Below are 22,874 nucleotides of genomic sequence, written 5' to 3'. Positions count from 1 at the left end.
GCCTACATGGTAGTCTTTTTTCTAGCTTGTCTAGCAATACTCGCGTTGGAGGAAGGGTCACCATGAACACCGCAGAGATGGTTGTCCTTCTGGACGATGCCGGCACCCCCATCGGGGAAGCCCTCAAATCCCGGGTGCACACAGAGGACACACCCTTGCACCTCGCCTTCTCCTGCTACCTCATGAACCGCGCCGGTGAGCTGCTCCTGACCCGCCGCTCCCCGGAAAAGAGGACCTGGCCCGGCGTGTGGACCAACAGCTTCTGCGGACACCCCGGCCCGGGAGAAGATCCGGAGGAAGCCGTGATGCGGCGGGCACGCTTCGAGCTGGGGACGGACATCACCCGATTGGAGCTGGCCCTTCCGGACTTCCGCTACAGGGCGGTGGACCCTACCGGCGTGGTGGAAAACGAACTCTGCCCTGTCTACGTCGCACAGATCCATGGGGAACTCCGGCCCAACCCCACGGAGGTAGCGGATTGGGTATGGGTCTCGCCGGATCTCCTGTCGGGGGCACTCGAGCACACAGCCAGCGCGTTCAGCCCATGGCTCGCCCTGCAGTTTCCCCAACTCCTTGAGGCCAAGGGCCTCACGCTTGGAGTCTCGGCATGACAACCATGCCGAACATGGTCCGGGCCAGGCCACATCTCTGCTCAGCCATCGAGGGCGAGCTGTCCGCGCTCATTGGCGAACGGACCAAGACCGCTGTCCGGTACGGCCCCGAATTCCACCGGCTCTGGAAGATCGCCGGGGAAAACGTGCTCGGCGGAAAGTTCGTCCGCCCCCTCCTGCTCGTGGAGACCTACGACTCGCTGACAGCAGCAAACGCCCGGGACCGCAGAACTGCCATCTCCATCGCCGCCGCCATCGAACTCCTGCATTACGCCTTCCTGCTCCACGACGATGTGATCGACGGCGACTTGGTGCGCCGCGGGCGCCCCAACCTGATCGGGTCCCTCCTCGCGGAGGCCGGCCAACTGCCGCCTTCCGGGGAAAGGCCCGACGCCGGCCGTCCGGACAGCGCGCTGCACTGGGCCCAGACGGGCGGCATCCTGATGGGCGATATGCTGCTTGCCGCAACCCATCAGGCGTTCGCCCGCGCAGAACTGCCGCAGGAAACCCGGATCAGGCTCCTGGACCTGCTGGAACACACCATCAATGAGACAGTGGCAGGGGAACAGCTCGATGTGGGACTCGGAGACGGCATCATCGCTCCCGAGCTCGAAACCATCCTGACCATGTGCGGCTACAAAACCGCGACGTACACGTTCGAGCTGCCCCTGCGCGCGGCGGCGACGCTGGCCGGCGTCGAACCTTCCATCGAGTCCACGCTGGCGGCGGCGGGCCGCCACCTGGGCTTGGCGTTCCAACTGCAGGACGACCTCCTGTCCACCTTCGGGGATCCGCGCCAGCACGGCAAGGATCCCTTTTCCGACCTCCGCGAGGGCAAACAAACGGCGATCATCGCCTACGCGCGGAAGACGAGCGCTTGGGCCGGGATCGAACCGTGGTTTGGCCGCGCGGACCTGGGCGGCAGCGACGCCGAAAGAGTCCGGGAGCTGCTGTCCGGGTGCGGCGCGGAAACCTTCGTCCAAGGCCACATCGACCAGCAAACGCGGGAATTCCGCAAGGCCATCTCCAGCGCAGGCATCCCCGGCGGAACCCGTGATGTGCTGCTGGAGCTCGCCGGACAACTCGAAGGACGCCAATCATGAGCCTCGACGTGGACACCTCCTTCAGCCAGTTCACCCGCACGGCCGAACGCGCAGCCAACCAGGTCATCGCGGCGTATTCCACGTCCTTCGGCCTGGCCACGCGCCTCCTGGGTCCGCGGCACCGCCAGCACGTCCGCAACATCTACGCCCTGGTGCGCGTGGCTGACGAGCTGGTTGACGGCGTTACGGCCGAGGCCGGACTGAGCCGCGAGCAGCAGTGCGAGGCCCTGGACCACTTTGTGGACGAAACCCACCGGGCGCTGAAGATCGGGTACAGCAGCGATCTCATCATCCACGCCTTCGCGCAGACTGCCCGGGTGGCGGGAATCGACGAAACCCTGGTGGATCCCTTCTTCGCTTCCATGCGCACCGACCTGGGCGCCCAGGACTCGGCCCCAGCTGCACCGCTCCGCTTCGACGCCGCCGCCCACCAGGGTTACGTCTACGGTTCGGCCGAGGTGGTGGGACTGATGTGCCTCAAGGTCTTCGTGCGGGGCCAGGCAATGGACGACGCCGACGCCGCGGCCCTGGAGTACGGCGCCGGACGGTTGGGGGCTGCTTTCCAGAACATCAACTTCCTGCGCGACCTCTCGGACGACACCACGCGCCTGGGCCGCAGCTATCTCGGCACCGCGGACCACCTGGAGGACGCGGACCGTGCCGAATGGGTGAAAACCATCCACTCCCAGCTGGCCGACGCCAACGCCGTCATCCCCCTGCTCCCCCACGATGCCCGGGCGGCCGTGCGGAGCGCCCTGGCACTCTTCGCAGCGTTGACCCGGCGGATCGAGCGGACGTCCGTTGCCGAACTCTACGAGTCACGGGTCCGCGTGCCGGATGTCTTCAAAGCCGGACTGGCCGCCCGCGCGGTCGCCGCAACCTGGTTGGAACCGCGCTCATGACCAGGACGGTAGTGATCGGCGGTGGCATTGCTGGGCTTGCCACCGCCGCACTTCTTGCCCACGAAGGCCACGAGGTCCAACTCCTGGAACGGCTGCCACGGGTGGGAGGCCGCGCGGGAACGCTGGAACGCGACGGCTTCCGCTTCGACACCGGCCCGTCCTGGTACCTTATGCCGCGCGTCTTCGACCATTTCTTCGAGCTGCTTGGAACCAGCACGGAGGAACAGCTGGACCTGCGCACGCTGAGTCCCGCTTACCGCGTCTTCAGCGAACCTGACGACGCCGGCATCCGGCCCGAGCCGTTGACCGTCCCCTTGGGCAGCGAGCAGGTCCGGGACGCATTCGAACGAGTGGAGCCCGGTAGCGCAAAGCAACTGAAGGCGTATCTGGACTCCGCCCGGCACACCTCTGACATGGCCGAACGGTATTTCCTCTACAACCCGTTCACCAGGCTCAAGGCACTCCTGCAGCCCGAAGTGCTCCGGGGACTCCCCGAGCTGGCCCGCTTGTTGGCCACGCCGTTGGAGAAGTTCATCGCCCAGCGCTTCCAGCATCCTGTGCTGCGCCAGGTGCTGGGCTATCCGGCAGTGTTCCTGGGGACCAATCCCGCCGATGCACCCGCCATGTACCACCTCATGAGCGCCCTGGACCTGGGCGATGGGGTGCAATATCCGGTGGGTGGCTTCTGGGAACTCGTCCAGCGCCTTGAAGCCTTGGCCGTGGAGGCAGGGGTCCGGATCCACACCGATGCCCAGGTGCTGCGTATCGCCACCAGGCAGGCCCAACCCAAGGGACAGGAACGCTTCACGCCCCACGGCCACTTCCAGGGTCCGGCACCGTTCCGCAGCAAGCGCTCCCGCGAGGTCACAGGCGTCAAATGGCGGGACGCAAGCGGAGCGGAGCACTTCAGCGTGGCAGACACCGTTGTGTCCGGGGCCGACCTGCACCACACGGAAACGCAACTCCTGGACATCGCGGACCGCAGCTACCCCCGTTCGTGGTGGCAGCGCCGGACAAGCGGTCCAGGGGCGGTGCTGGTGATGCTGGGAGTCCGCGGCCAGCTCCCTGAATTGCCGCACCATTCACTGTTTTTCACGCGGGACTGGCAAGCCAACTTCGGGGCGATCTTCGGCAAGCCTTCGCGGATTCCGGATCCGGCGTCGATCTATGTCTGCAAGCCCAGCGCAACGGACTCCGGCGTGGCTCCCGGCGGCCACGAGAACCTGTTCGTCCTGGTGCCTATCCCGGCCGATCCTTCGCTGGGTTCAGGCGGGGCGGAGGGCACGGGAGACCCGCGGATCGAGGACATCGCGGACGCCGCCATTGACCAGATCGCCGGCTGGGCGGACATTCCGGACCTCCGCGAGCGCATTGTTGTCCGGCACACGATTGGCCCGGCGGACTTTGCGCGGGACTACAACTCCTGGCGGGGAGGCATGCTGGGACCAGCGCACACCCTGGGCCAGAGCGCCATGTTCCGGGCGCAGAATGCCTCCAAGAAGGTAGATGGTTTGTACTACGCTGGGGCCACCACGGCGCCCGGGGTCGGTGTACCTATGTGCCTGATCAGCGCCGAGTTGGTCCTGAAACGGATCCGTGGCGACCACAGCGCCGGGCCAAGCCCCGTGCGCCACCGCAGCACCACCGGCAGGAAGGTGGGTTGATGGGCTTCGTGTACCTGGCAGCGCTGCTGGCCGGCATCGGGTGCATGCTGCTCCTTGACCACCGGTTCCGGCTCTTCTTCTGGCACGACGCCAAGGCAGCGGCGATCGTCACCGCCGTCGGGCTGGTGTTCCTCCTCGGCTGGGACCTGGCGGGAATCGGCCTGGGCATCTTCCTGCGCGGCGAAGGGGCCATAGCCACCGGAATCCTGCTGGCACCCGAACTCCCCCTCGAAGAGCCCGTGTTCCTGCTGTTCCTGGTTCTCTGCACCATGGTCCTGTACACGGGCACCCGGCGGATCCTCGAGCGGCGGGTGCAGACGCAGGTAGCCCCGGGCAGTTCCGAACGCGAACGGGAGAACGCATGACGTACTTCTGGCTCGCCCTGGCGTTCGTAGGTGCCGCGGCAGTTGCCGGTGCGGTTTTTGCAAGGAGCACGACGGCGGCACGCGCCATGGCGGCGGTCGGCACCAAACGTGCTGACGGAGAGCGGGACGGCGCCGCCAGGGTGCCCTCTGCAGCGCATTGGCGGGCCGTCGGGCTGGCCTTTGCTGCCCTCGCGGTCCTCACCGCCGTGTTCGATTCCGTGATGATCGGCATGGAGCTGTTCCACTATGACGAAGCCCATCTCCTCGGCGCGAAGATCGGCCTGGCACCGCTGGAGGACTTCGCCTACCCATTGGCCGCCGTCCTGCTCCTACCCGGGCTGTGGCTGTGGCTGACACGCCGCACGGCTGCCCACACTAAGGCGGCCACCCCGGAAGATGCCCGCGACTCCGTGAGCCCCAATCCCCCGGTCCCCTCCGGATCCCGTCCCGCCGGGCTGCTTTCCCAAGCCATCCTCGCTTCGAGGCCGGTGAGCTGGATCAACACGGCCTACCCCTTCGCCGCGGCCATGCTGCTGACCAACCGGGAGATCGACTGGGTGCTCATTGTGGGCACGTTCTACTTCCTGATCCCCTACAACCTGGCCATGTACGGGATCAACGACGTGTTCGACTACGCCTCGGACCTGCAGAACCCCCGCAAGGGAGGCATCGAAGGCGCCCTCCTGCCACCCCGGCTGCACCGTCCCATGCTGTGGCTGGCCGCCATCACCAACGTGCCGTTCCTGGTGGTCCTGGCCTTCGCCGGCGGTCCGGCCGCGTGGATCAGCCTGGCGGTCAGCGCTTTCGCCGTGGTGGCCTATTCCGTGGCCGGACTGCGCTTCAAGGAACGCCCGCTGCTGGACTCCATGACGTCCAGTACGCACTTCGTGAGTCCCGCCGTCGTGGGTTTGGCGCTGGCCGGAGCGGACGTGACGGCGGGCCTCCTGATCCTGCTGGCCGCGTTCTTCGTCTGGGGCATGGCGGCGCATGCGTTCGGTGCGGTGCAGGACATCGTCCCGGACCGCCAGGCCGGCATCGGTTCCATCGCCACGGTGATCGGTGCCCGCGCCACGGTGCGGCTCGCCGTCGTTCTATGGCTGCTGGCTGGACTTGCGATGCTGGCGACGCCGTGGCCCGGGCCGCTGGCAGCCGTGGTGGCCCTGCCCTACGTGGCCAACTGTGCGCCCTGGTGGAACGTCACGGATACGACGGCGGCACGCACCAACAAGGCTTGGCGCCGCTTCATCTGGCTCAACTACGGTTCAGGATTCCTGGTGACGCTCATCCTGATCCTGCAGTGGAGCCTCAGCTCATGATGGCTCGTGGCCGTCTGCGGGTTCGTGGTCGATCGTGTCCAGGGCCTCGCTCATGTGCCGGAGGAAATCCATCACCACGTGTGCCTGCTCCTGGTCCAGTCCGCTGGCAACATCCAGCATGCGCCGGTGCATGGCTCCCAGGGTGTGCCGGACTTCCTGGTCGGAGGACGGCGTGGGCCGCAGGATCAGTGCCCGACGGTCCGTGGGATGCGGTTCCCTGCGGATGTGCCCGGAATCAACCAGCCGGTCGATCAGCGTGGTCATGGACGCCGAGGTTATGCCCAACCGGTCGCCCAGGTCCTTCGGCTTCATCACTCGGCCATCGGCCTCGGCCTCGAACAGATACCGAAGCGCCAACAGGTCCTTTTCGCCCATCAGCATGGAGGAGCGGGTCCGTTTGCGCATGGCTTGTTCGGACACCCGGTAGTCCCGGAGGGCATTCAGGACGCCAACGGCGAGTTCCTTCTGTCCCGGGTCCTTACCGTACCAATAGCCCTTGGCGTGGCCGTCTGCGTCCATCCAACAGTCCTTCGCAAAACATGAAGCTCGTTTACCTAGCATCTGATAGTAAGTCCGGAGAGGTCCCTCAAGGAAAGAGGCTCTGCACGTGAAAACGAAAAACTCGGATTTTGTACGCCAAATTTTGGTGACCGTGAGCCTGGTGGTCTGCATTGTCGGCTCCATGATCGGGGTAGGCGTGTTCGGCGGCACGCCCATTGCACAGGCTGCAGGTGGAGCGCTCAGCGCAGACTCCACCCTCCTGGCCCCGGCAACGCCGGCGTTCTCCATCTGGTCCGTGGTGTACACGGGACTGGTGGCCTTCACGGTGTGGCAATGGCTGCCATCGCAGCGAAGCAACCCCCGGCAGCGCGCCCTCGGCTGGGTGGTGGCAGGCTCCATGCTCCTGAACGCGGCGTGGATCCTGTCCGTCCAGGCAGGGTGGCTCCCAGTGAGCGTGGTGGTGATCGTTGCCCTGCTCGCGGTGCTGGTCATGGCCTTCCTCCGCTACAGCCGCACCCGGGCCTCGTCCTGGGTGGAGGCCGTGGTGGTGGATGGCACGCTGGGCCTCTACCTCGGATGGACCAGCGTGGCCGTGTGCGCCAACATTGCCGCGGCGCTGAAGGCAGCGGGTTTCTCAGGATTCGGGCTGCGCCCGGATGTGTGGTCCGTAGCGGTCCTGGCGGTAGTCGCCGTCGTCGGTATTGCCTTGGCGGTCAAAGGCCATGGCCGCCTTGCACTGGCAGCCGCCATCGCCTGGGGGCTCGTGTGGATCACGGTGGGCCGGAGTGCCGACGCGCCCCAATCCACGCCCACAGCCATCGCCGCGGCCGTGGCGGCGGTTGCCGTTCTGGGAGCCGCGGTGATCGTCCGGACGCGAACGACGGCGGCGCCGGTGCGGGTGCGCGGTGGGCGCAACGGATAGCGCTTGTAGGCAGTGGAACATCACTCTAGATTTGAAGCCATGACTGCTGAAGATAAGGCCGAGGACTTCGAACGGTTGGTGGACCTTATCGCCGGCACCGAAGACATCAAGGAGTTCCTGGGCGGGCTCACTGGCTTCTCCGCCGACATGATGAGCCAGGCCACCGGCGTGCACATCGAATGCGCCGTGACGTTGCGCCGCCGGAAACGCACGGCAACCATCGGCGGCAGCAGTGAGCGGGCCGTCGTCCTGGACCGGATCGAACAAAGCCTCGGGGAGGGCCCTTGTGTTGACGCCTTGGACAGTGGCGTGCCCAAGATCCTGGAGGACGCCGCCACTGATCCGCGCTGGCCGGACTATTCGGAGGCTTTGCTGGCCGCAGGCATCAGCAGTGCACTGGGCGTACCCATGGACCTGGGCGAAGAATCGGCAGCAGTCCTGAACTTCTTCGCCGCCGAGCCCGGGCTGTTCACCAAGAAGACCGTGGATGACGCTGTGCGGTTCGTCGCCATGTCCAGCAAGGCACTGCGGCTGGCGGTACGGATCGCGGCTGCGGACCAGCGCGGCGATGACCTCAAGGCCGCCATGGAAAGCCGGACCGTGATCGACCTTGCGTGCGGCATGATCATGGCGCAAAACCGATGCTCGCACGACGAAGCGTTCGACATCCTCCGCCGGGCGTCCAGCGATCGGAACCGCAAGCTGCGGGACATCGCCCAGGAGATCGTGGACCGGATGGCCGGGCAGCCGCACACGGCACCGGCACATTTCGAGGACTGACCAGAGAGATTGATCAGCAAGCTGCGTATTCTAAACTCGGTTGACGAATTCGGCACGTAATGATTGACATGACATAACTCACATTCTGTAAGCTAATTTTACAGTCACGCAGCCGGCTTCCTTCGCTCTACTTCGGGGAGGTCCGCATGGCCCCCAATCCAGTCAAAACCACCTATACCCATGGCGTAGCGCCGTTCGCTGCCCCGATAGCTCGACGAGGAGCATCGAGGCCGCACGACCTGCCCAACAAACCGGACGCCCTCCTTGGCGCCATAGCCGTCCGTCAGTTGTTCCGACGCTGGCCGCTGGTGCCCACGCGGGAACTGGAACGCATCCGCCACGTCCTGGTTCATTGCGACCAACTTGGGTCCCCGGACGCGCACCACTTGTCCGAACCAGCCCAGGCCCTCCTGGACCTCATCACATCGGAGCTGAACAACCGCAGGGAAGCCGCCAAGGCGGCCCACCCCGCAAGCGGCCGCCGGTTGGCTCCGGTGAAACCGCCCGCCTCGCCGCAGCCGGACAAACCGGCTGCCGGAGAGAGGAGCGCGAAGTAATGGCCGGCCACTTCGAACTCATCGATGCCGCCGGCGGCGACTGCCGCGTACGGCTCGTGGACGCAGACGGCACCGAACTGGCGCTGTCCGTGTGCTTCCAGGACAAGGAAACTGCCGCGAAAGGCATCTACTCCCTGCGTGAAATCGCAGCGAGCGGACTGATCGAGGACCACACAGCCAGCGCCAGCTAGCGGTTACGAACCCACGATCGGGAGTCCCGCCGTCGGGAACGAACTCGGGAAGACCGACGTCGGCGGTACCGGTACCGCCTCAAGCGGCACCGTTACCGTGCCCGGACCGACCGTGACGCCGTGGTCCCGGACCTGCACGCGGAGCGGCTCATTGCTGTAGCCGGCCGCTTCCACCAGGCCAAGGGCCATGGATCCCTGCGAGAGCTCCACGGACAGCAAGCGCCCCTGGACCTTCAGCCGGAACGCCAGGTCTTCCCATTCGGAGGGCAGCCGCGGATCGAAGCGCAACACGTCTCCCTGGTCCCGCATGCCCGCGAAGCCGCACACCAGCGAACTCCAGATCCCGCCGGTGGAGGCGATATGGACGCCGTCGATCGTGTTGCCGTGCGAGTTGTCCAGGTCGATGAACAAGGCCTCGGTGAAGTGCTTCAGCGCGAGTTCGCCGTAGCCGATCTCGGCTGCCATGATGCCCTGCACGCACGCGGACAAGGTTGAGTCACCGGTGGTGATGGGATCGTAGAAGTCGAAGGCGCGCTGCTTCTCTTCTGCGGAGAAGTCCTGCCACTGGAGGAACATCGCCAGCACGGTATCGGCCTGCTTGAGGACCTGGTGCCGGTAGATCACCAGCGGGTGGAAGTTCAGCAGCAGCGGGTACTTGGACCGGGGAGTGTTCCAGTCCCACGGCTCCAGGGTCATGAAGTCGTTGTCCTGGCTGAAGACCTCAAGGTGGGGATCGTAGGGCAGGGACATGCGTTCGGCCGCCTGCCGCCACACCATGCGCTCGGTATCGGCGATGCCCTCGTTCTCCAGCGACGCCGCGGCCCGCAGGTTAAAGCGCGCCATGACGTTGGTGTAGAGGTTGTCGTTGACCACGGCCGTGTACTCATCCGGGCCCGTCACGCCGTGGATGTGGAACATGCCGTCCTTGCCAAAGAAGCCCAGGGAGGCCCACATCCGCGCGGTCTCGATCAGCAGGTCCGCACCCACCTCGGACTCGAAGCCCGCATCGGCACTGGCCCACCGGTACCGGGTTGCTGCGAAGGCGATGGCCGCGGCGATGTGGAACTGCGCGGTTCCGGCAGCGTAGTAGGCACTGGCTTCGAGCCCGTTGATGGTCCGCCACGGGAACAGGGCACCGTCAACGCTGAGCTCCTTGGCCCGCACGCGGGCGTCCGGCAGCATGGCGTGGCGGGATTCCAGGACCTTCCGGGCACCGTCCGGGTTGGTGTACGTCAAGTACGGCAGGAGGTAGACCTCCTGGTCCCAGAAGTAGTGGCCCTCGTAGCCGGAGCCGCTGACGCCCTTGGCCGGGATACCCGCAACACCGGCGCGGGCGGTCGCCTGTGCCAGCTGGAACATGGCCCAGCGAACCGCTTGCTGCAGCTCGGGCTGCCCGCCGATCGATACGTCTGCCGTGGTCCAGTACGTGTTGTAGTGGGCAAGGCTCTGGGCAAGGATCTCGTTGAACGGAACCAGGTTGGCTTCGGCTTCGGCAACCAGGACCTCGCCGCGGTCCTCGGCGTCGCCCGCCGATCCGGCCACCATGTAGCTGACTGTCTTTTCCAGGCGGAAGGGCTGGCCGGCGTTGATGGCCAGGACGTAGCGGACGGACGATTCGTCTTCCGCCACGGCAGTCTCGAACGGCTGCCCCTCGTACGAAATCCAGTGGTCCACGGCCATGGCCACGCGCTGGCGCGATTCCGAAGTTTCCCAGGCCAGGCGAAGCGAACCATCGGCGCCCTGCAGGTGCAACGGCAGGAGCACCCGCCCGGCGTGGCGGCCGGAACGCCGGGGATCGTGGACCGAGTGGTCCTCCACAGGCTGGTCCTGGCGGTTGACGACGCCGGAGCTGATGTCCGCTGACACGTCACGGTCCGCGCTCACGGACAGTTCCAGGCCAAGGCAGCCGCGGGAATCGAAGCCCACCGCGCGGCGCTCCACCGTGGTGACCGTGGCCCCGGAACGGCACGCCCACGTGGTGGTTTCCTCGTAGACGCCGGTGGCGAAATCGATGCTCCGGTGGTAGTCCAGCACCGTCGATTCGGCCAGGCTCAGAGCCTCGCCGTCAATGGAGACTGAGAAGTTGTTGGCGTCCGGGACATACACGATCCGCTGGCCGGTACGGGCGAATCCGTAGGCATTTTCGGCGTGCTTGATGTCCCAGATCTCATGGAAACCGTTAATGAAGGTGCCCGGGAGTTCGCCGTCTCCGCGGGTGGAGTGCGCGCCACGGATGCCAAGGTGGCCGTTGCCCAGTGCGAACAGGGTTTCCAGGGTTCCCTCGTCACCGGGGACGTGGATGTTTTCCACAAGTTTCCAAGGCTCGCAGGGGAAGCGCAGCCGGTCAGAGCTGATGAGTGCCATGGGCTGATGAAGTCCTTTGAAAAGTCGGGTCAGAGAAGGTCGTTGAGGTCTTCGACCACCAGCGTCGCGCCGGCGTCGAGAAGGGTTTGGCGACCGGCGCCGCGGTCCACGCCGATCACGGCCTGAAAGTTTCCCGCGCTTCCGGCCTGCACACCGGACACGGCGTCCTCAACCACAATGCATTCCTCCGTGGGGACGCCCAGCAGCGAGGCCGCGTACGTGAACGTTGCGGGGTCCGGCTTTCCGGGGAGCCCGACGGCGGCAGCCACCTGCCCGTCCACCACCACCTCGAAGTGGTGGTCCAGTCCGGCGGCCTTCAGGACTGCGGGAGCGTTGCGGGACGAAGAAACTACGGCAACGTGGAGGCCTTGTTCCAGGGCCGCGTTGATGAATTTAACCGAGCCCGGGTACGGTTCCACGCCGCGGGTGTCCACGATCTCGTTGAAGATGGCGTTCTTGCGGTTCCCCAGGCCCTGCACGGTCTCGTTGGTGGGGGCATCGTCCGTGGGCCCCTCGGGCAGGGTGATGCCGCGGGAAGTCAGGAAGTCCCGCACGCCATCGAAGCGCGGCTTGCCATCGATGTGGTCGAAGTAGTCGCTCTCTTGGTAGCCCTCGGGGTGGTTTTGTTCCGCGAGGTAGCCGTCGAACAGTTCCTGCCACGCTTGCTCGTGCACCACGGCGGTGGGCGTCAGCACGCCGTCGAGGTCGAAAAGGAGCGCAGAGGCGCCCGTCCAGGCAGTACGAAGGTCAGTCATGTGCATTGTTCCGTTCAGCGCTTGTGACGCGTGGTCTTGCGTTCGATGAGCTTGGTATCGAGCAGGTGGTTGGCGGGTGGGTTGGGGGTTTCGGTATTCACGAGTCGTTCGCAGAGCAGGTTAGCCGCGAAGGCACCCTGGTCCGCTACGGGCTGGGCCACGGTACTCAAACCAAGGAACCAGCTCATGGGATGGTCATCGATGCCGATCACGGACATGTTCTTTGGTGCCGACAGGCCGTGTTCGCGCAACGCCATGAGCGCACCGAACGCTGCCTCGTCACAATGGGCGAACACCGCAGTGGGCTTCCCACCACGGGCCATGAGCTCGGTCATCGCCCGGCGGCCGTCGTCGATGCTGGGCTCGCAGCCCACCACCTGGTCCGGGTGGACGGTGAGGTGGTGTTCATCAAGTGCACGGCTGAAGCCTTGGAAGCGGGGAATGTCCTTCACAACGGGTTCATTGCTCGCAAGGACAGCCAAGTCCCAATGCCCCAACTCCAGCAGGTGGGAGGTGGCCCGCCACGCCGCATGTTCGTCATCGATACCAACATTGTCCCACGGAACATTCCGCATGCTCACGCTGGCCACTGCCAAACCGGAAGCGCCCAATGCTTCCACTTCGCCGGGGTCCAGGTCAACATTGAGCAGCAGCAGCCCATCCACCCGCTGGGCAAATTGGTCCAGGCTGCCGAAGACCTGCTGCTTCACGCTTTTCTTGTTGCGGAGGCTGATCAGCACGGTGTCATAACCGCTGTCGCCGAACACTTCCTCGGCCGCTTCCACGGCTTGTGCGAAGAACCAGGTGGTAGCTGTGGGGGCAATGATTGCCACCGAGCCGGTGCGGCCGCCGGCCAGGCGGGCTGCCGCGGCCGAGGCCTTGTAGCCCAGTTTGCTGGCGGCGTCCGCAACTTGCCGCTGGGCCTTTTCTGAAACGTTGGGGAGGTTCCGGAGCGCCCTGGAGACGGTGCAAATGGACAATCCGGAGAGGAGGGCAACGTCCTGGATCGTCACCCGGTGTGTCCTAACCATGCAACACGGCCTCAACCCTTCCATGCTCGATTTCACCCTGTGGTGGCGGCGTTTGGGGAGCGCCGCAGCCAAAAGTGTAAGCGCTTACAATTTTGTCATTCAACAGAGTGGGGCTGGATTCTGAAATGTGACGCGCACCTCACCGCGGGTGTTGCGTCAGGGTGCCCCGATGCCGTCTAATCCCCACCCTCCCCCAACTGGGGGACAGATAACGCTCCATTGAAGCCTCAGTGGAACAAGTGCTGTCCCCTAGATGGGCGGGGTTGCGCCGGGGCCGAGGACGTAGAAACGGAGGAACGCACTCACGTCCACCAGCTCCGGGGGCTCGATCCGGTGCCCCATCCCCGGGTAGGTCCGCGCGGTGAGGGCCATGTTTGCGTTGAGCCACTCCTTGGTGTGGGCGATGGCGTCCTCGTTGATCACGGGATCCGCCTTGTCCCTCCCCCAGAAAAAGGGCGGCGGAGTGTCGAAGGACTCAGACAACGCCAGGAGGTCGTTGTCCAGGACAAATCCGGAGAGGCCAACGGTGGCCGCGAACTGTTCCGGCTTGAGGCGCAAGAGGGTGCTGGCCATGGCCATGCCCTGGGAATACCCCAGCAGGCTCACGCTGCTGTGGTTCTGCCGCACCGAACCGATCCATTCGAAGACCTTGTTGGTGGAAGCGATGACGTCGGCAAAATCATTGGTCAGGAAGTAGTCCAACAGGAACCAACCGTAGTGGTCGCCGATCACCTTCGGCCCGCGCAGGGCCACGCACGTGAACTCCTGCGGCAAGTGCGGAAACAGGGAAACCATGCGGTCCTCGCTGGTCCCATAGCCGTGCAGCATCACCAACAAAGGAGTGCCCGCGCGCTCATTTTCGGGCTTCGACCAAACCACTGAATCCATGAGCCTGAGCCTAGTAGACTGACCGCATGACACCGCAGGAACTGGCCAATCTGGCCCATCTGCGGCGCGCACGCGACTTCATCGACCGGGAATACGCGCGCCCGCTGGATGTGCCCACCATGGCAGCCGGGGCCCTCATGTCCCCCGCCCATTTTTCCCGCCAGTTCAAGGCCGCCTACGGCGAATCACCCTACAACTACCTCATGACCCGCAGGATCGAACGGGCCATGGCCTTGCTCCGGGCCGGCACCAGTGTCACCGATGCCTGCATGGAAGTCGGATGTACCTCGCTGGGTTCCTTCAGCTCACGTTTCACGGAGATTGTTGGCATCACGCCCAGCGAGTACCGCACCCGCGAGCATGAGGCCGTGAAAGCCATGCCCAACTGCATCGCCAAGCAGCACACCCGCCCCGAACGACGCAAAACCGCTGCGGCCCCCACAAGCTGAGCAGGATCGAAGAAGCGCCCCGTCCACGGCTGCAATAGCGTGTGAGTCATGAACATCTCACTGAAATACGCACACGTTACTGTCAACGATGTTGATGAGTCGCTCCCCTTCTACCGGGACGCACTGGGCATGAAGGTCAGGAACGACGTCGGCTCGGACGGCCAGCGCTGGGTCACCCTCGGCAGCGACGCCCAGCCGGACCTCGAGTTGGTCCTCTCCCCGCCGCACGCCGGCCGTTCCCAGGCCGATGGGGACGCGATCCAGGAACTCCTCACCAAAGGCGTCATGCCCATGCTCGTGTTCAACACGGACGATCTGGACGGCACGTTCGAGAAGCTCCGCGCGTCCGGCGCCGAGGTCCTCCAGGAACCGATCGACCAGCCGTGGGGCCCCCGCGACTGCGCTTTCCGCGACCCCTCGGGCAACATGATCCGCATCAACCAGGGCTGATGCCCCGCATGAAGTACGACGACGGTTGGCCGGCTTGGGCGCCCAAGCCGGCCAGCCGACGTCGTACCTTAACGGTGCTTACCGCAGCATGAGGCCGGCGTCGGTCCGTTCCCCGTCCTGGTGGGTCGAAGCGATGGCCGCGGAGACCACGTCGGCAAGCCGCAAACGGCGGCTGTAGGCGTGCCGCTGGAGTCGTTCACCGGTGCCGCGCCGGAGAATCGCCGCCACCCCCGCCCGGGCCACGGCCAGGTCTCCCATCTCCGCGAGCGCCGGGCCAACGTGGCGCAGAAGCGCGCCCACGGCATCCGCCGCCGGGCAGGGCACCAGCTCCTCCGGTTGGAGCAGCTGCTCGTTGACGCCGTAACGGCTGGCGCGCCAATTGGACATGCGCAGGACGCTGGTCAAAACGTCCGACGGCGGCACGCCCTCCCGCCAATGCCGCGCCGAAGTCTCCACCAAGGCCCGCGCGACGACCGCGATGGTCAGCGCGTCCTCGGCATAAAGGCAGACGTCGGCGATCCGAAGCTCCACTGTTGGCTGGCCACGGGAGAGCCGGGCATCGAAGTAGATCATGCCCTCGTCCAGGGGCACGCCGGTCTTGAGCAGCTCCCGCAGTACGCCCCGGTATCCCTCTGCCGAGCCGAACACGTCCATGGGCCCGGCGGTGGGCCAGCGGTTCCAGATCTGGGTCCGGTAACTGGCGAAACCCGTGTCCACGCCCATCCAGTACGGCGAATTGGCGCTCAAGGCCAGCAACACCGGAAGCCAGTGGCGCATACGGTCCAGGACTGCCACGCCCTCTTCGGGCGACTCGATGGAAACATGGACGTGGAAGCCGCAAGTGATCTGTTCCCGGGCAATCAGGCCGAACTCATGGCCCATGGTGGCGTAGCGCTGGTTGCCCAGGGTTGGCGTCGCATGGAACACAGGCGGCGTGGCCAGGGCAGCAACCCGTGCACCCACGGTCCTGGCGGCCTTGTCCGCGAGCGCCCGACCCAACTGGATTTCCTGGCGAAGGCCCGCGGCGGTGGTGCAAGGGCGGGAGTTCACCTCCACCTGCTCCTGCTTGAACTCGGACTTCAGCGAAGGCCCGTCCCCCTCGCCCTGCTGCGGGGCAAGATCCAGGATGCCGGCAGCGAGTGGCAGCGGCATCCCATCGATCGGATCGGCAATGAGCAGCTCTTCCTCTACACCGAACGTTCGCATAGCCACCCCTCCCCAAGGGTCATGTCTTCAGAGACGGCCGTCATCCCACGTGGCGCGGAACCTCCATTTGGAAGCCGCACCGGCAGTGCAGCACCTGGGTTTGCAGATACACCTCCAGAAGGCTGGGACTGTCCGGACGGTCAGTGGTCCGGGGTGCTTCGATGAACCGTTCGGTGGGGCGGCCCAAGGTCATGGGCTCGCCGCAATGGGTGCAGCTGAACCACAGGCCGGCCGCGGACGTAGAGAGGAATTCCGTCTGGATCTCCGGGACCAGTTCGGCCAACGGGACGGCATGGGCGTAGAAGGTATCGCATTCACTGCAGGTGTAGCTGACTTCGACAATCTCTGACTGGTTCGGCGTGGCCTCAACCACTGTTTCAACAAAAATGTACGAATCGGTATCGCACACTGTGCACCACGGGCGTGAGCCGGCGTCTTCAGTGGCGGGAGTTGCCCCAGGCAAGCGTTTCGGGGCAGGAATCGGGGAACCAAGCGTCATTGCCATTCTCCTTTTATTGCAAGCACCACCGTGACGGTGGTTTCCGACAACTGTCCCTTGCGGGACACTGAACAGCGGTCGGGAGAAGCGAATGCTCCTGTCGGAGTCCGCGTCCTTGGAGAGGCAGGTCAGCCGCGCTCCAAGGTCGTAAGGATCCAGGGGCTATTGGCTTAACCCAGTAATGAATGTAGTTCAACAGTGCCACACGTCACAAGACGCCGGTGGCTTAACCGCGTGCGGCTAAAGGTCGAAATGGGACACCGAGGCCGTCCCGGCAACAGCCTTGATCATGGCTTCAGCGACGTCCCGGAGCTTTTGGTTGCGGCCGTTGGAGGCCTTCTTAAGTATCCCGAACGCCTCAGCCTGGCTGCAGCGGTTCTGGCCCATGATGATTCCGCAGGCAAGGTCGATTGCGGTGCGCGAGGCCATGGCATCCTGCAGGTCGTCGGCGTGCTGCTGCTTGGTTCCGATCCGTACGGCCAAGCGCAGGGAACGTTCTGCCTGGCTCGCATACAACTCGCAGTTGCGGACAGTGGCAGGATCGAAAATGTGGGCCTGCGGAGCAAAGAAGTTGAGCGCGGCAGTGGCTCCTTCGTCCAACTGCAGGGGGACGCACAGCACGGACAAATGACCGCGCTCGGCGATCACGCTGCAATAGTCGGACCACCTCTCCTCGGTGGCAGTGTCCTCCACCAGCACCGTGGTGTGGGTACGCATGGCTTCCAGGCAGGGACCATCGCCGAACGTCCGCTGGACCTCGTCAATCAGCCGCGCCTCGTGGCTGTTGCCGGCCACGGTCAAGGCCTTGCGACGGCGGCTCAAGGTGATGCCGCAGAGCACGCCCAGCCCCACGGTAGCGGACACCGAATCTGCGGAGAACATGGCGAGCTCGCCAAGGAATCCGCCCACATCCTCACTGTCGATCACCAGGTCCTGGAGCTGCTCGGCCACGGTGACGTCCTCGGTAGCAGGCGCCTCCACGGGCATGGCCGTGTCCGGATGAATTTGGTCCATGCCCCTATTATCTACACCTCTTCCACCCCGAGCGGATCCCCCAAAAATCCTTGCATCTGCAGTGCACCTATGTGCACAATCTAGCTACGGTCTGCGTCGACGGACCCCGCTTCACAGCTCATGCAGACGGGCGCCCCCATATTCACACAGAGGTGAATGCCATGCCGGCCCAGCCTGCTTCGAGGGTTCCCGACGAAGCACACCAACCACCCGATGAACGGCTGTGGTGCCCACGCTGCAACACCGACCAGCATCTGTTGGTGGATTCCATCCAGTCGCACTATCCGCCTGCGCCCAACAGGGTGGACGTCAGCTATCAGTGCGTGGAGTGCAGATACACCTATGAGCAACTCGCCAGCGTGCAGCGGGTGGCCGCCATCCTTAACCGGCCCAGCAGTTCCCAGGGCGTGCTCCAATTCGGTGGCCAGTTCCTGCATTGCGGCAACCCCATGAAAACGCGCAGCTGCGAGCTTCGCCGCATCCAGGCACCCTTGGCGCTCAAGCCCGGGGCACCGTTGCGGCTCTACGAGGTCTACATCAACACCCGCGTCCTTGGATGCACGTGCGGCTTCCGGATGGAGATTCCGGACTAACCCGCACCATTTCGGTTCAATCCGGCCTGGTCCGGACATAGAGGAAGAGAACGCATGCACGCAGAGAAGCGCAGGAAAGAGTCGCTGGCCACCAATGCGGGACCCCAGGCCGGGCGCAAGCACAAGTTGCCCGATCCGCCGGATCCGGACAACCTCCCCATCGACTACCTGGGCTCCGGCTGGGATTCCAGCAAGTATCCCTCCTCCACGCCGCGCACCCTCCGCCCCCAGCAGCGGAGCCACGGACGGAACGGGAAGTCGTGACAGACCCAACCGCCGCTTGGACTCCCGGGCCGGAAGACACGTCCGGGCCCGCTGGCCAGTCCAGCCCGGCGGGCCAAGCCGCGCCAACGGGCCAGCCCAGCCCGGCGGGACGAACGGATCCCCCGCGCACACCTGCGCCCACACCGGAGCCCGTGCCGCTACCGGAGCCGGGGCCACCGCCGGTTCCCGAGCCCACTCCCGAGCGGGAACCCGTACCGGGAACCACCCCGCCAGACGGACCCACACCGCGCGAACCATAGCTTTGCGCACCCCCGGACCAGCGCCGCATCGACGGCAGGTCCCCTAAGACCGGATCCTGGCAAATCCCCCAGTCGGGATCCGAACGAGGGCATGACGCACTACAGGGAGTGCGTCATGCCCTCTGCCATGCCCACGCCAGCGTCCGGGCGCTGGCACCACATCCCCGTGTCACAACCCGGTTTCACCACCCTCACCAGCGAATCTGTGTTTATGTTGTTTTCTATTGACTTACCAACACAAACACAGATAGAGTCAAGCAATTCCACATAACGTGTGACAGCAGTCACCGTGAGTGGAAGGCAATGAAGACAACGACTCACGCATTACGCAATGGAGGGTAAGTGTTCGCCGAAGAGCGCCAGCAGCTGATCTCCGCACTCGTCACGGAGCGCGGACGCGTCAGTGTCACAGAGCTGGCAGACCGATTCAGCATCACCACCGAAACCATCCGCCGGGACCTCGCAGCACTTGAAGTTTCCGGCAACCTGCGCCGCGTCCACGGCGGCGCGGTTCCCTCGGACCGGCTCAGCACCCGCGAAGAAAGCATCCTGGAGCGCGCCATTCAGCGCCAGGCAGAGAAACTCCGCATCGCCGCCGCCGCCCTCGCCATGATTCCCGAGCCCACCACCGGCAGCGTCCTGCTCGATGCCGGCTCCACCACCGAAACCCTCGCGGACCTGCTGGCACAGCGCACGCCGGCATCCAACGGGTCAACGGACGAGCTCGTGGTCATCACCCACGCCATTCCCATCGCCGGCAAGCTGTCCACCACACCCGGTATTGCCCTCCAGATTCTGGGTGGCCGCGTCCGGGGACTGACGCAGGCAGCAGTGGGACAGTCAACCGTGGACGCAGCATTCAAGCTCCGTCCGGACATCGCGTTCGTCGGAGCCAACGGCATCCACGCCACCTTCGGGCTCAGCACCCCCGATCCCGAGGAAGCCGCGGTCAAGGCCGCCTTCGTCAAGTCGGCCCGCCGCGTGGTGGCCCTGGCCGATTCCTCCAAGCTGGACGCCGAAACCCTGGTCCAGTTCGCCACTCTGAAGGATGTGGATACTTTGATCACAGACAGGGAGCCCTCCGCGGAACTCGCGGCAGCCCTGGCCGACGCCGGCGTAGACGTGGTGGTCGCATGATCGTCACCCTGACCGCCAACCCCAGCCTTGACCGCACGGTGGAGCTGCCCGGACCGCTGGCCCGCGGCGAAGTGCAACGCGCCACCCACGTCCATCAGGAATCCGGCGGCAAGGGCGTCAACGTTTCCCGGGCACTCGTGGCCTCCGGCCTCGAAACGCTCGCCGTCCTCCCGGGCGCCGAATCGGACCCGGTCCTTGCGGGACTGCACGACGGCGGTGTGCCGTTTGCGGCGCTGCCGATCGGCCAGGCGCTGCGCAGCAACGTGACGCTCACCGAACCGGATGGCGTCACCACCAAGATCAATGAACCCGGCCCGGAGTTGAGCGCCGACCAGCAAGAGGCCCTGATCGGGCTGCTGCTGGAGCGCTCCCGTGGCGCCAGCTGGGTAGTCCTTGCCGGCTCGCTCCCACCAGGGGTTCCCGCCGACTTCTACGCCACCATCGCCCGCCGGCTCCGTTCCCGCTCGGACGGGCTCGCCGCACCGGAGATCGCCATCGACTCCTCCGGCGCTCCGCTCGCGGCGGCCCTGGAAGGTGACCCCGCCGGAAAGCCGGACCTCCTGAAACCCAACGCCGAAGAGCTTGCAGAGCTCGCCGCCGCAGCCGGTTTCACCCAAGTCTCCACCGCTGAGGAACTGGAAGCAGACCCGGCCAAGGCAGCCCAAGCTGCTGCCGCCGTCGTCGAAAGCGGTGTGGGTGCTGTTCTCGCAACACTCGGATCCAAGGGCGCAGTCCTGGTGACGGCAGACGGAGCGTGGCTTGCCACGCATCCGCCGATCCAAGCCGTCAGCACTGTCGGTGCCGGCGATTCGTCCTTGGCCGGCTACCTGCTGGCTGCAAGCAAAGGTGGTTCCGCCCCGGACTGCCTCCGTCAAGCCGTGGCCCATGGTGCCGCTGCTGCATCGCTGCCGGGCTCCACTGTCCCGGCAGTCCACCAGACAACCCCAGACGCCGTAACCATCACGGCCCTCCAGAAGGACTAACAGTGACCCAGCTGATCACACCCCAATTGGTCACCCTCGACCAGAACCTGGGCGATGCCCCCGCCGACGTCATCCGTGTCCTGGCCGGCAAAGTAGCCGACGCTGGCCGTGCTTCCGAGGTTGAAGGACTCTTCACGGACGCCTTCGCCCGCGAACAGAAGACCGCTACCGGCGTGCCCGGCGGCATTGCCATCCCGCACTGCCGTTCGGCCGCCGTCACGGAACCCGCCCTGGCCATGGCCCGCCTGTCGCACAAGGTGGACTTCGGCGCGAAGGACGGTCCGGCGGACCTCATCTTCTTCATCGCAGCCCCGGACGGCGCAGACCAGGAGCACCTGAAGCTCCTCTCCAAGCTGGCCCGCTCGCTCATCAAGAAGGACTTCACGGCAGCACTGCGTGCAGCTTCCTCGGAGCAGGAAATCGTGGAGCTGGTGGACGGCGCGCTGGCAGACAAGCCCGCAGCGCACGCCGCCGAATCTGCTTCCGCAGCAGCTCCGGCCGCTGCGGCCGCTCCGGCGGAAAGCCCGACGGCGGCTGCCGCACCCAAGCGCCTCGTGGCCGTGACCGCTTGCCCCACCGGTATCGCGCACACCTATATGGCGGCCGACTCGCTTGTTGCCGCGGCTGCCGAGATGGGGGTGGACCTGCAGGTTGAAACGCAGGGTTCCTCGGGCGCCAAGCCGCTGGACCCGGCGGTGATCGCTGCGGCGGATGCGGTGATTTTCGCCGTCGACGTGGACGTTCGCGGCAAGGAGCGCTTCGCCGGCAAGCCGGTCATCAATGCTCCGGTCAAGCGCGGCATCGACGAGCCCGCCAAGATGGTCCAGGAAGCACTCGCTGCCGCCGACGATCCCCACGCACACCGTGTGGCCCACTTCGGGGCGGAGGAGCAGGCTGAACGTGAGGCCGAGGAGAAGAGCGAGCACATCGGCCAAAAGCTGAAGCGCGCCCTCCTCACGGGTGTGTCCTACATGATTCCGTTCGTTGCCGGTGGCGGCCTGCTGATTGCGCTGGGCTTCCTCATGGGCGGCTACCTGATCACGGGCTTCGCGGACAAGATCGTGGTTGAGAACAGCATCTTCAACCTGCCCACCGAGTTCCCGGACAACGCTTGGGGCCCCTTGGGTGCCTACCTTGGCGCGGTCCTCTTCAAGATCGGTGCGCTGTCCCTGGGCTTCCTGGTTCCGGCTTTGGCTGGTTACATCGCGTACGCCATCGCAGACCGGCCGGGCATCGCGCCGGGCTTCGTGGCCGGTGCTGTCTCCGGGTTCATGGGCGCAGGCTTCCTGGGCGGCATCGTCGGTGGTCTCCTGGCCGGCTACATCGCCTACCAGTTGGGCAAGCTCAATGTGGCCCGCTGGCTCCGCGGCCTGATGCCGGTGGTGATCATTCCGCTGCTGGCCTCCCTGGTGGCTTCGGGACTGATGTTCCTGATCCTCGGCGCACCGATCGTCGCCCTGACCAACGCCCTCAACACCGGCCTGTCCAGCCTCACCGGCGCAGGTGCCATCATCCTCGGCATCATCCTCGGCCTCATGATGTGCTTCGACCTCGGCGGCCCGGTCAACAAGGTTGCCTACTCCTTCGCCGTCGCCGGCCTGGGTACCGCTTCCATTACCAATCAGGCACCGTGGCAAATCATGGCAGCCGTCATGGCCGCAGGCATGGTTCCGCCGCTGGCCATGGCCCTGGCAACCGTGCTGGACAAGAAGCTGTTCTCCCTCGCTGAGCGCGAGAACGGCAAGGCTGCTTGGCTCCTGGGTGCATCCTTCATCTCCGAAGGCGCCATCCCGTTCGCCGCTGCCGATCCCCTCCGCGTCATCCCCGCCAGCATGGTGGGCGGCGCAGTGACCGGTGCACTCTCCATGGCCTTCGCTGTCACCTCCAAGGCACCGCACGGTGGCCTGTTCGTCTTCTTCGCAATCGACAACTTCCTGTTGTTCTTCCTGTCGATCGCGGTAGGCGTGGTCATCACGGCGCTCCTGGTCATCGCCCTCAAGCGCTGGGCAGTCCGCAAGCCGGAGGCCGTTGAAGCCGAACCCGTACCCGCAACCGTCTAGACTCTCCAC

General features: G+C 65.4%; 25 protein-coding genes. 17 read left to right on the top strand and 8 right to left on the bottom strand.

Annotated features, from left to right (window positions below; genetic code table 11):
* The first annotated feature begins 62 nt into the window (after positions 1-62).
* The 6 genes from idi to ACH488_RS13475 are packed head-to-tail and all read left to right on the top strand — an operon-like array spanning position 63 to position 5,961.
* The gene (idi, locus tag ACH488_RS13500) at positions 63-611 is read left to right on the top strand and encodes an isopentenyl-diphosphate Delta-isomerase (protein WP_397324905.1); all 549 of its coding nucleotides are present in this window, start codon (positions 63-65) and stop codon (positions 609-611) included.
* A complete protein-coding gene (locus ACH488_RS13495) occupies positions 608-1,714 on the top strand; it encodes a polyprenyl synthetase family protein (RefSeq protein ID WP_397324903.1) in 1,107 nt (368 codons plus the stop codon). The genes idi and ACH488_RS13495 overlap by 4 nt, the downstream gene beginning before the upstream one ends.
* Positions 1,711-2,616 carry a phytoene/squalene synthase family protein gene (locus ACH488_RS13490; RefSeq protein WP_397324901.1) on the top strand — a complete coding sequence of 302 codons (906 nt, stop codon included), beginning with the start codon at positions 1,711-1,713 and terminating at the stop codon, positions 2,614-2,616. Before ACH488_RS13495 ends, ACH488_RS13490 begins: the two co-directional genes overlap by 4 nt.
* Complete coding sequence (gene crtI, locus ACH488_RS13485; protein WP_397324898.1) at positions 2,613-4,280, top strand: phytoene desaturase family protein; 1,668 nt, start codon at positions 2,613-2,615, stop codon at positions 4,278-4,280. The genes ACH488_RS13490 and crtI overlap by 4 nt, the downstream gene beginning before the upstream one ends.
* Complete coding sequence (locus ACH488_RS13480; protein WP_397324896.1) at positions 4,280-4,645, top strand: lycopene cyclase domain-containing protein; 366 nt, start codon at positions 4,280-4,282, stop codon at positions 4,643-4,645. Before crtI ends, ACH488_RS13480 begins: the two co-directional genes overlap by 1 nt.
* Positions 4,642-5,961, top strand: coding sequence for a prenyltransferase (locus tag ACH488_RS13475; protein WP_397324894.1), 1,320 nt, complete (start codon positions 4,642-4,644; stop codon positions 5,959-5,961). The genes ACH488_RS13480 and ACH488_RS13475 overlap by 4 nt, the downstream gene beginning before the upstream one ends.
* Here ACH488_RS13475 and ACH488_RS13470 read toward each other — a convergent pair.
* Positions 5,956-6,480, bottom strand: a complete 525-nt coding sequence (locus tag ACH488_RS13470) for a MarR family winged helix-turn-helix transcriptional regulator (RefSeq protein WP_397324892.1) — start codon at positions 6,478-6,480, stop codon at positions 5,956-5,958. The genes ACH488_RS13475 and ACH488_RS13470 overlap by 6 nt on opposite strands.
* Positions 6,481-6,568: 88 nt before the next feature.
* On the opposite strand from ACH488_RS13470, the gene ACH488_RS13465 reads away from it, so the two are divergent.
* The 4 genes from ACH488_RS13465 to ACH488_RS13450 all read left to right on the top strand — a co-directional run bounded on the left by ACH488_RS13465 (position 6,569) and on the right by ACH488_RS13450 (position 8,912).
* Entirely contained in the window at positions 6,569-7,384 is an 816-nt protein-coding gene (locus tag ACH488_RS13465) for a tryptophan-rich sensory protein (RefSeq protein ID WP_397324890.1), read from the top strand.
* Between the two features lie 39 nt (positions 7,385-7,423).
* Positions 7,424-8,164: an ANTAR domain-containing protein gene (locus ACH488_RS13460; protein ID WP_397324888.1), complete on the top strand. Its 741-nt coding sequence runs from the start codon at positions 7,424-7,426 to the stop codon at positions 8,162-8,164.
* Between the two features lie 146 nt (positions 8,165-8,310).
* On the top strand, positions 8,311-8,721 hold the full coding sequence (locus ACH488_RS13455; RefSeq protein ID WP_397324886.1) for a hypothetical protein: 411 nt from the start codon (positions 8,311-8,313) through the stop codon (positions 8,719-8,721).
* Positions 8,721-8,912: a YegP family protein gene (locus ACH488_RS13450; protein WP_397324884.1), complete on the top strand. Its 192-nt coding sequence runs from the start codon at positions 8,721-8,723 to the stop codon at positions 8,910-8,912. The genes ACH488_RS13455 and ACH488_RS13450 overlap by 1 nt, the downstream gene beginning before the upstream one ends.
* A 3-nt stretch (positions 8,913-8,915) precedes the next feature.
* Here ACH488_RS13450 and ACH488_RS13445 read toward each other — a convergent pair whose 3' ends face one another.
* The 4 genes from ACH488_RS13445 to ACH488_RS13430 form a co-directional block, all read right to left on the bottom strand.
* Entirely contained in the window at positions 8,916-11,276 is a 2,361-nt protein-coding gene (locus ACH488_RS13445) for a glycoside hydrolase family 65 protein (protein ID WP_397324882.1), read from the bottom strand.
* Between the two features lie 29 nt (positions 11,277-11,305).
* Complete coding sequence (locus tag ACH488_RS13440) at positions 11,306-12,037, bottom strand: HAD family hydrolase (protein WP_397324880.1); 732 nt, start codon at positions 12,035-12,037, stop codon at positions 11,306-11,308.
* Between the two features lie 8 nt (positions 12,038-12,045).
* A complete protein-coding gene (locus ACH488_RS13435; protein ID WP_397324878.1) occupies positions 12,046-13,044 on the bottom strand; it encodes a LacI family DNA-binding transcriptional regulator in 999 nt (332 codons plus the stop codon).
* A gap of 267 nt (positions 13,045-13,311) precedes the next feature.
* Positions 13,312-13,950, bottom strand: a complete 639-nt coding sequence (locus tag ACH488_RS13430) for an alpha/beta hydrolase (protein WP_397324876.1) — start codon at positions 13,948-13,950, stop codon at positions 13,312-13,314.
* A gap of 26 nt (positions 13,951-13,976) precedes the next feature.
* Here ACH488_RS13430 and ACH488_RS13425 point away from each other — a divergent pair, with 26 nt between their 5' ends.
* Both ACH488_RS13425 and ACH488_RS13420 read left to right on the top strand, forming a co-directional pair.
* Positions 13,977-14,399: a helix-turn-helix transcriptional regulator gene (locus ACH488_RS13425; protein ID WP_397324874.1), complete on the top strand. Its 423-nt coding sequence runs from the start codon at positions 13,977-13,979 to the stop codon at positions 14,397-14,399.
* Positions 14,400-14,447: 48 nt separating this feature from the next.
* A complete protein-coding gene (locus tag ACH488_RS13420; protein ID WP_397324871.1) occupies positions 14,448-14,849 on the top strand; it encodes a VOC family protein in 402 nt (133 codons plus the stop codon).
* A gap of 78 nt (positions 14,850-14,927) precedes the next feature.
* Here the strand turns inward: ACH488_RS13420 and ACH488_RS13415 are convergent, their stop codons facing one another.
* The 3 genes from ACH488_RS13415 to ACH488_RS13405 all read right to left on the bottom strand — a co-directional run bounded on the left by ACH488_RS13415 (position 14,928) and on the right by ACH488_RS13405 (position 17,568).
* Positions 14,928-16,055, bottom strand: a complete 1,128-nt coding sequence (locus tag ACH488_RS13415) for a glutamate--cysteine ligase (RefSeq protein WP_397324869.1) — start codon at positions 16,053-16,055, stop codon at positions 14,928-14,930.
* Between the two features lie 40 nt (positions 16,056-16,095).
* Positions 16,096-16,554: a hypothetical protein gene (locus ACH488_RS13410; protein WP_397324868.1), complete on the bottom strand. Its 459-nt coding sequence runs from the start codon at positions 16,552-16,554 to the stop codon at positions 16,096-16,098.
* A gap of 240 nt (positions 16,555-16,794) precedes the next feature.
* Complete coding sequence (locus ACH488_RS13405; RefSeq protein ID WP_397324866.1) at positions 16,795-17,568, bottom strand: GAF and ANTAR domain-containing protein; 774 nt, start codon at positions 17,566-17,568, stop codon at positions 16,795-16,797.
* 161 nt (positions 17,569-17,729) lie between these two features.
* Here ACH488_RS13405 and ACH488_RS13400 point away from each other — a divergent pair, with 161 nt between their 5' ends.
* The 5 genes from ACH488_RS13400 (at position 17,730) to ACH488_RS13380 (ending at position 22,865) form a co-directional block, all read left to right on the top strand.
* Positions 17,730-18,161, top strand: coding sequence for a hypothetical protein (locus tag ACH488_RS13400; protein WP_397324864.1), 432 nt, complete (start codon positions 17,730-17,732; stop codon positions 18,159-18,161).
* Positions 18,162-18,215: 54 nt separating this feature from the next.
* Entirely contained in the window at positions 18,216-18,425 is a 210-nt protein-coding gene (locus tag ACH488_RS13395) for a hypothetical protein (RefSeq protein WP_397324862.1), read from the top strand.
* Positions 18,426-19,027: 602 nt separating this feature from the next.
* Positions 19,028-19,822: a DeoR/GlpR family DNA-binding transcription regulator gene (locus tag ACH488_RS13390; RefSeq protein ID WP_397324860.1), complete on the top strand. Its 795-nt coding sequence runs from the start codon at positions 19,028-19,030 to the stop codon at positions 19,820-19,822.
* A complete protein-coding gene (locus ACH488_RS13385; RefSeq protein WP_397324858.1) occupies positions 19,819-20,805 on the top strand; it encodes a 1-phosphofructokinase family hexose kinase in 987 nt (328 codons plus the stop codon). The genes ACH488_RS13390 and ACH488_RS13385 overlap by 4 nt, the downstream gene beginning before the upstream one ends.
* 2 nt (positions 20,806-20,807) lie before the next feature.
* Entirely contained in the window at positions 20,808-22,865 is a 2,058-nt protein-coding gene (locus tag ACH488_RS13380; protein WP_397324856.1) for a fructose-specific PTS transporter subunit EIIC, read from the top strand.
* Positions 22,866-22,874: the final 9 nt, after the last annotated feature.

The organism is Paenarthrobacter sp. NPDC018779, from assembly GCF_044391085.1.
Lineage (GTDB): Bacteria > Actinomycetota > Actinomycetes > Actinomycetales > Micrococcaceae > Arthrobacter.
Note: the sequence above shows the minus strand (reverse complement) of the source record. Positions and strands in the feature narration are given on the sequence as shown.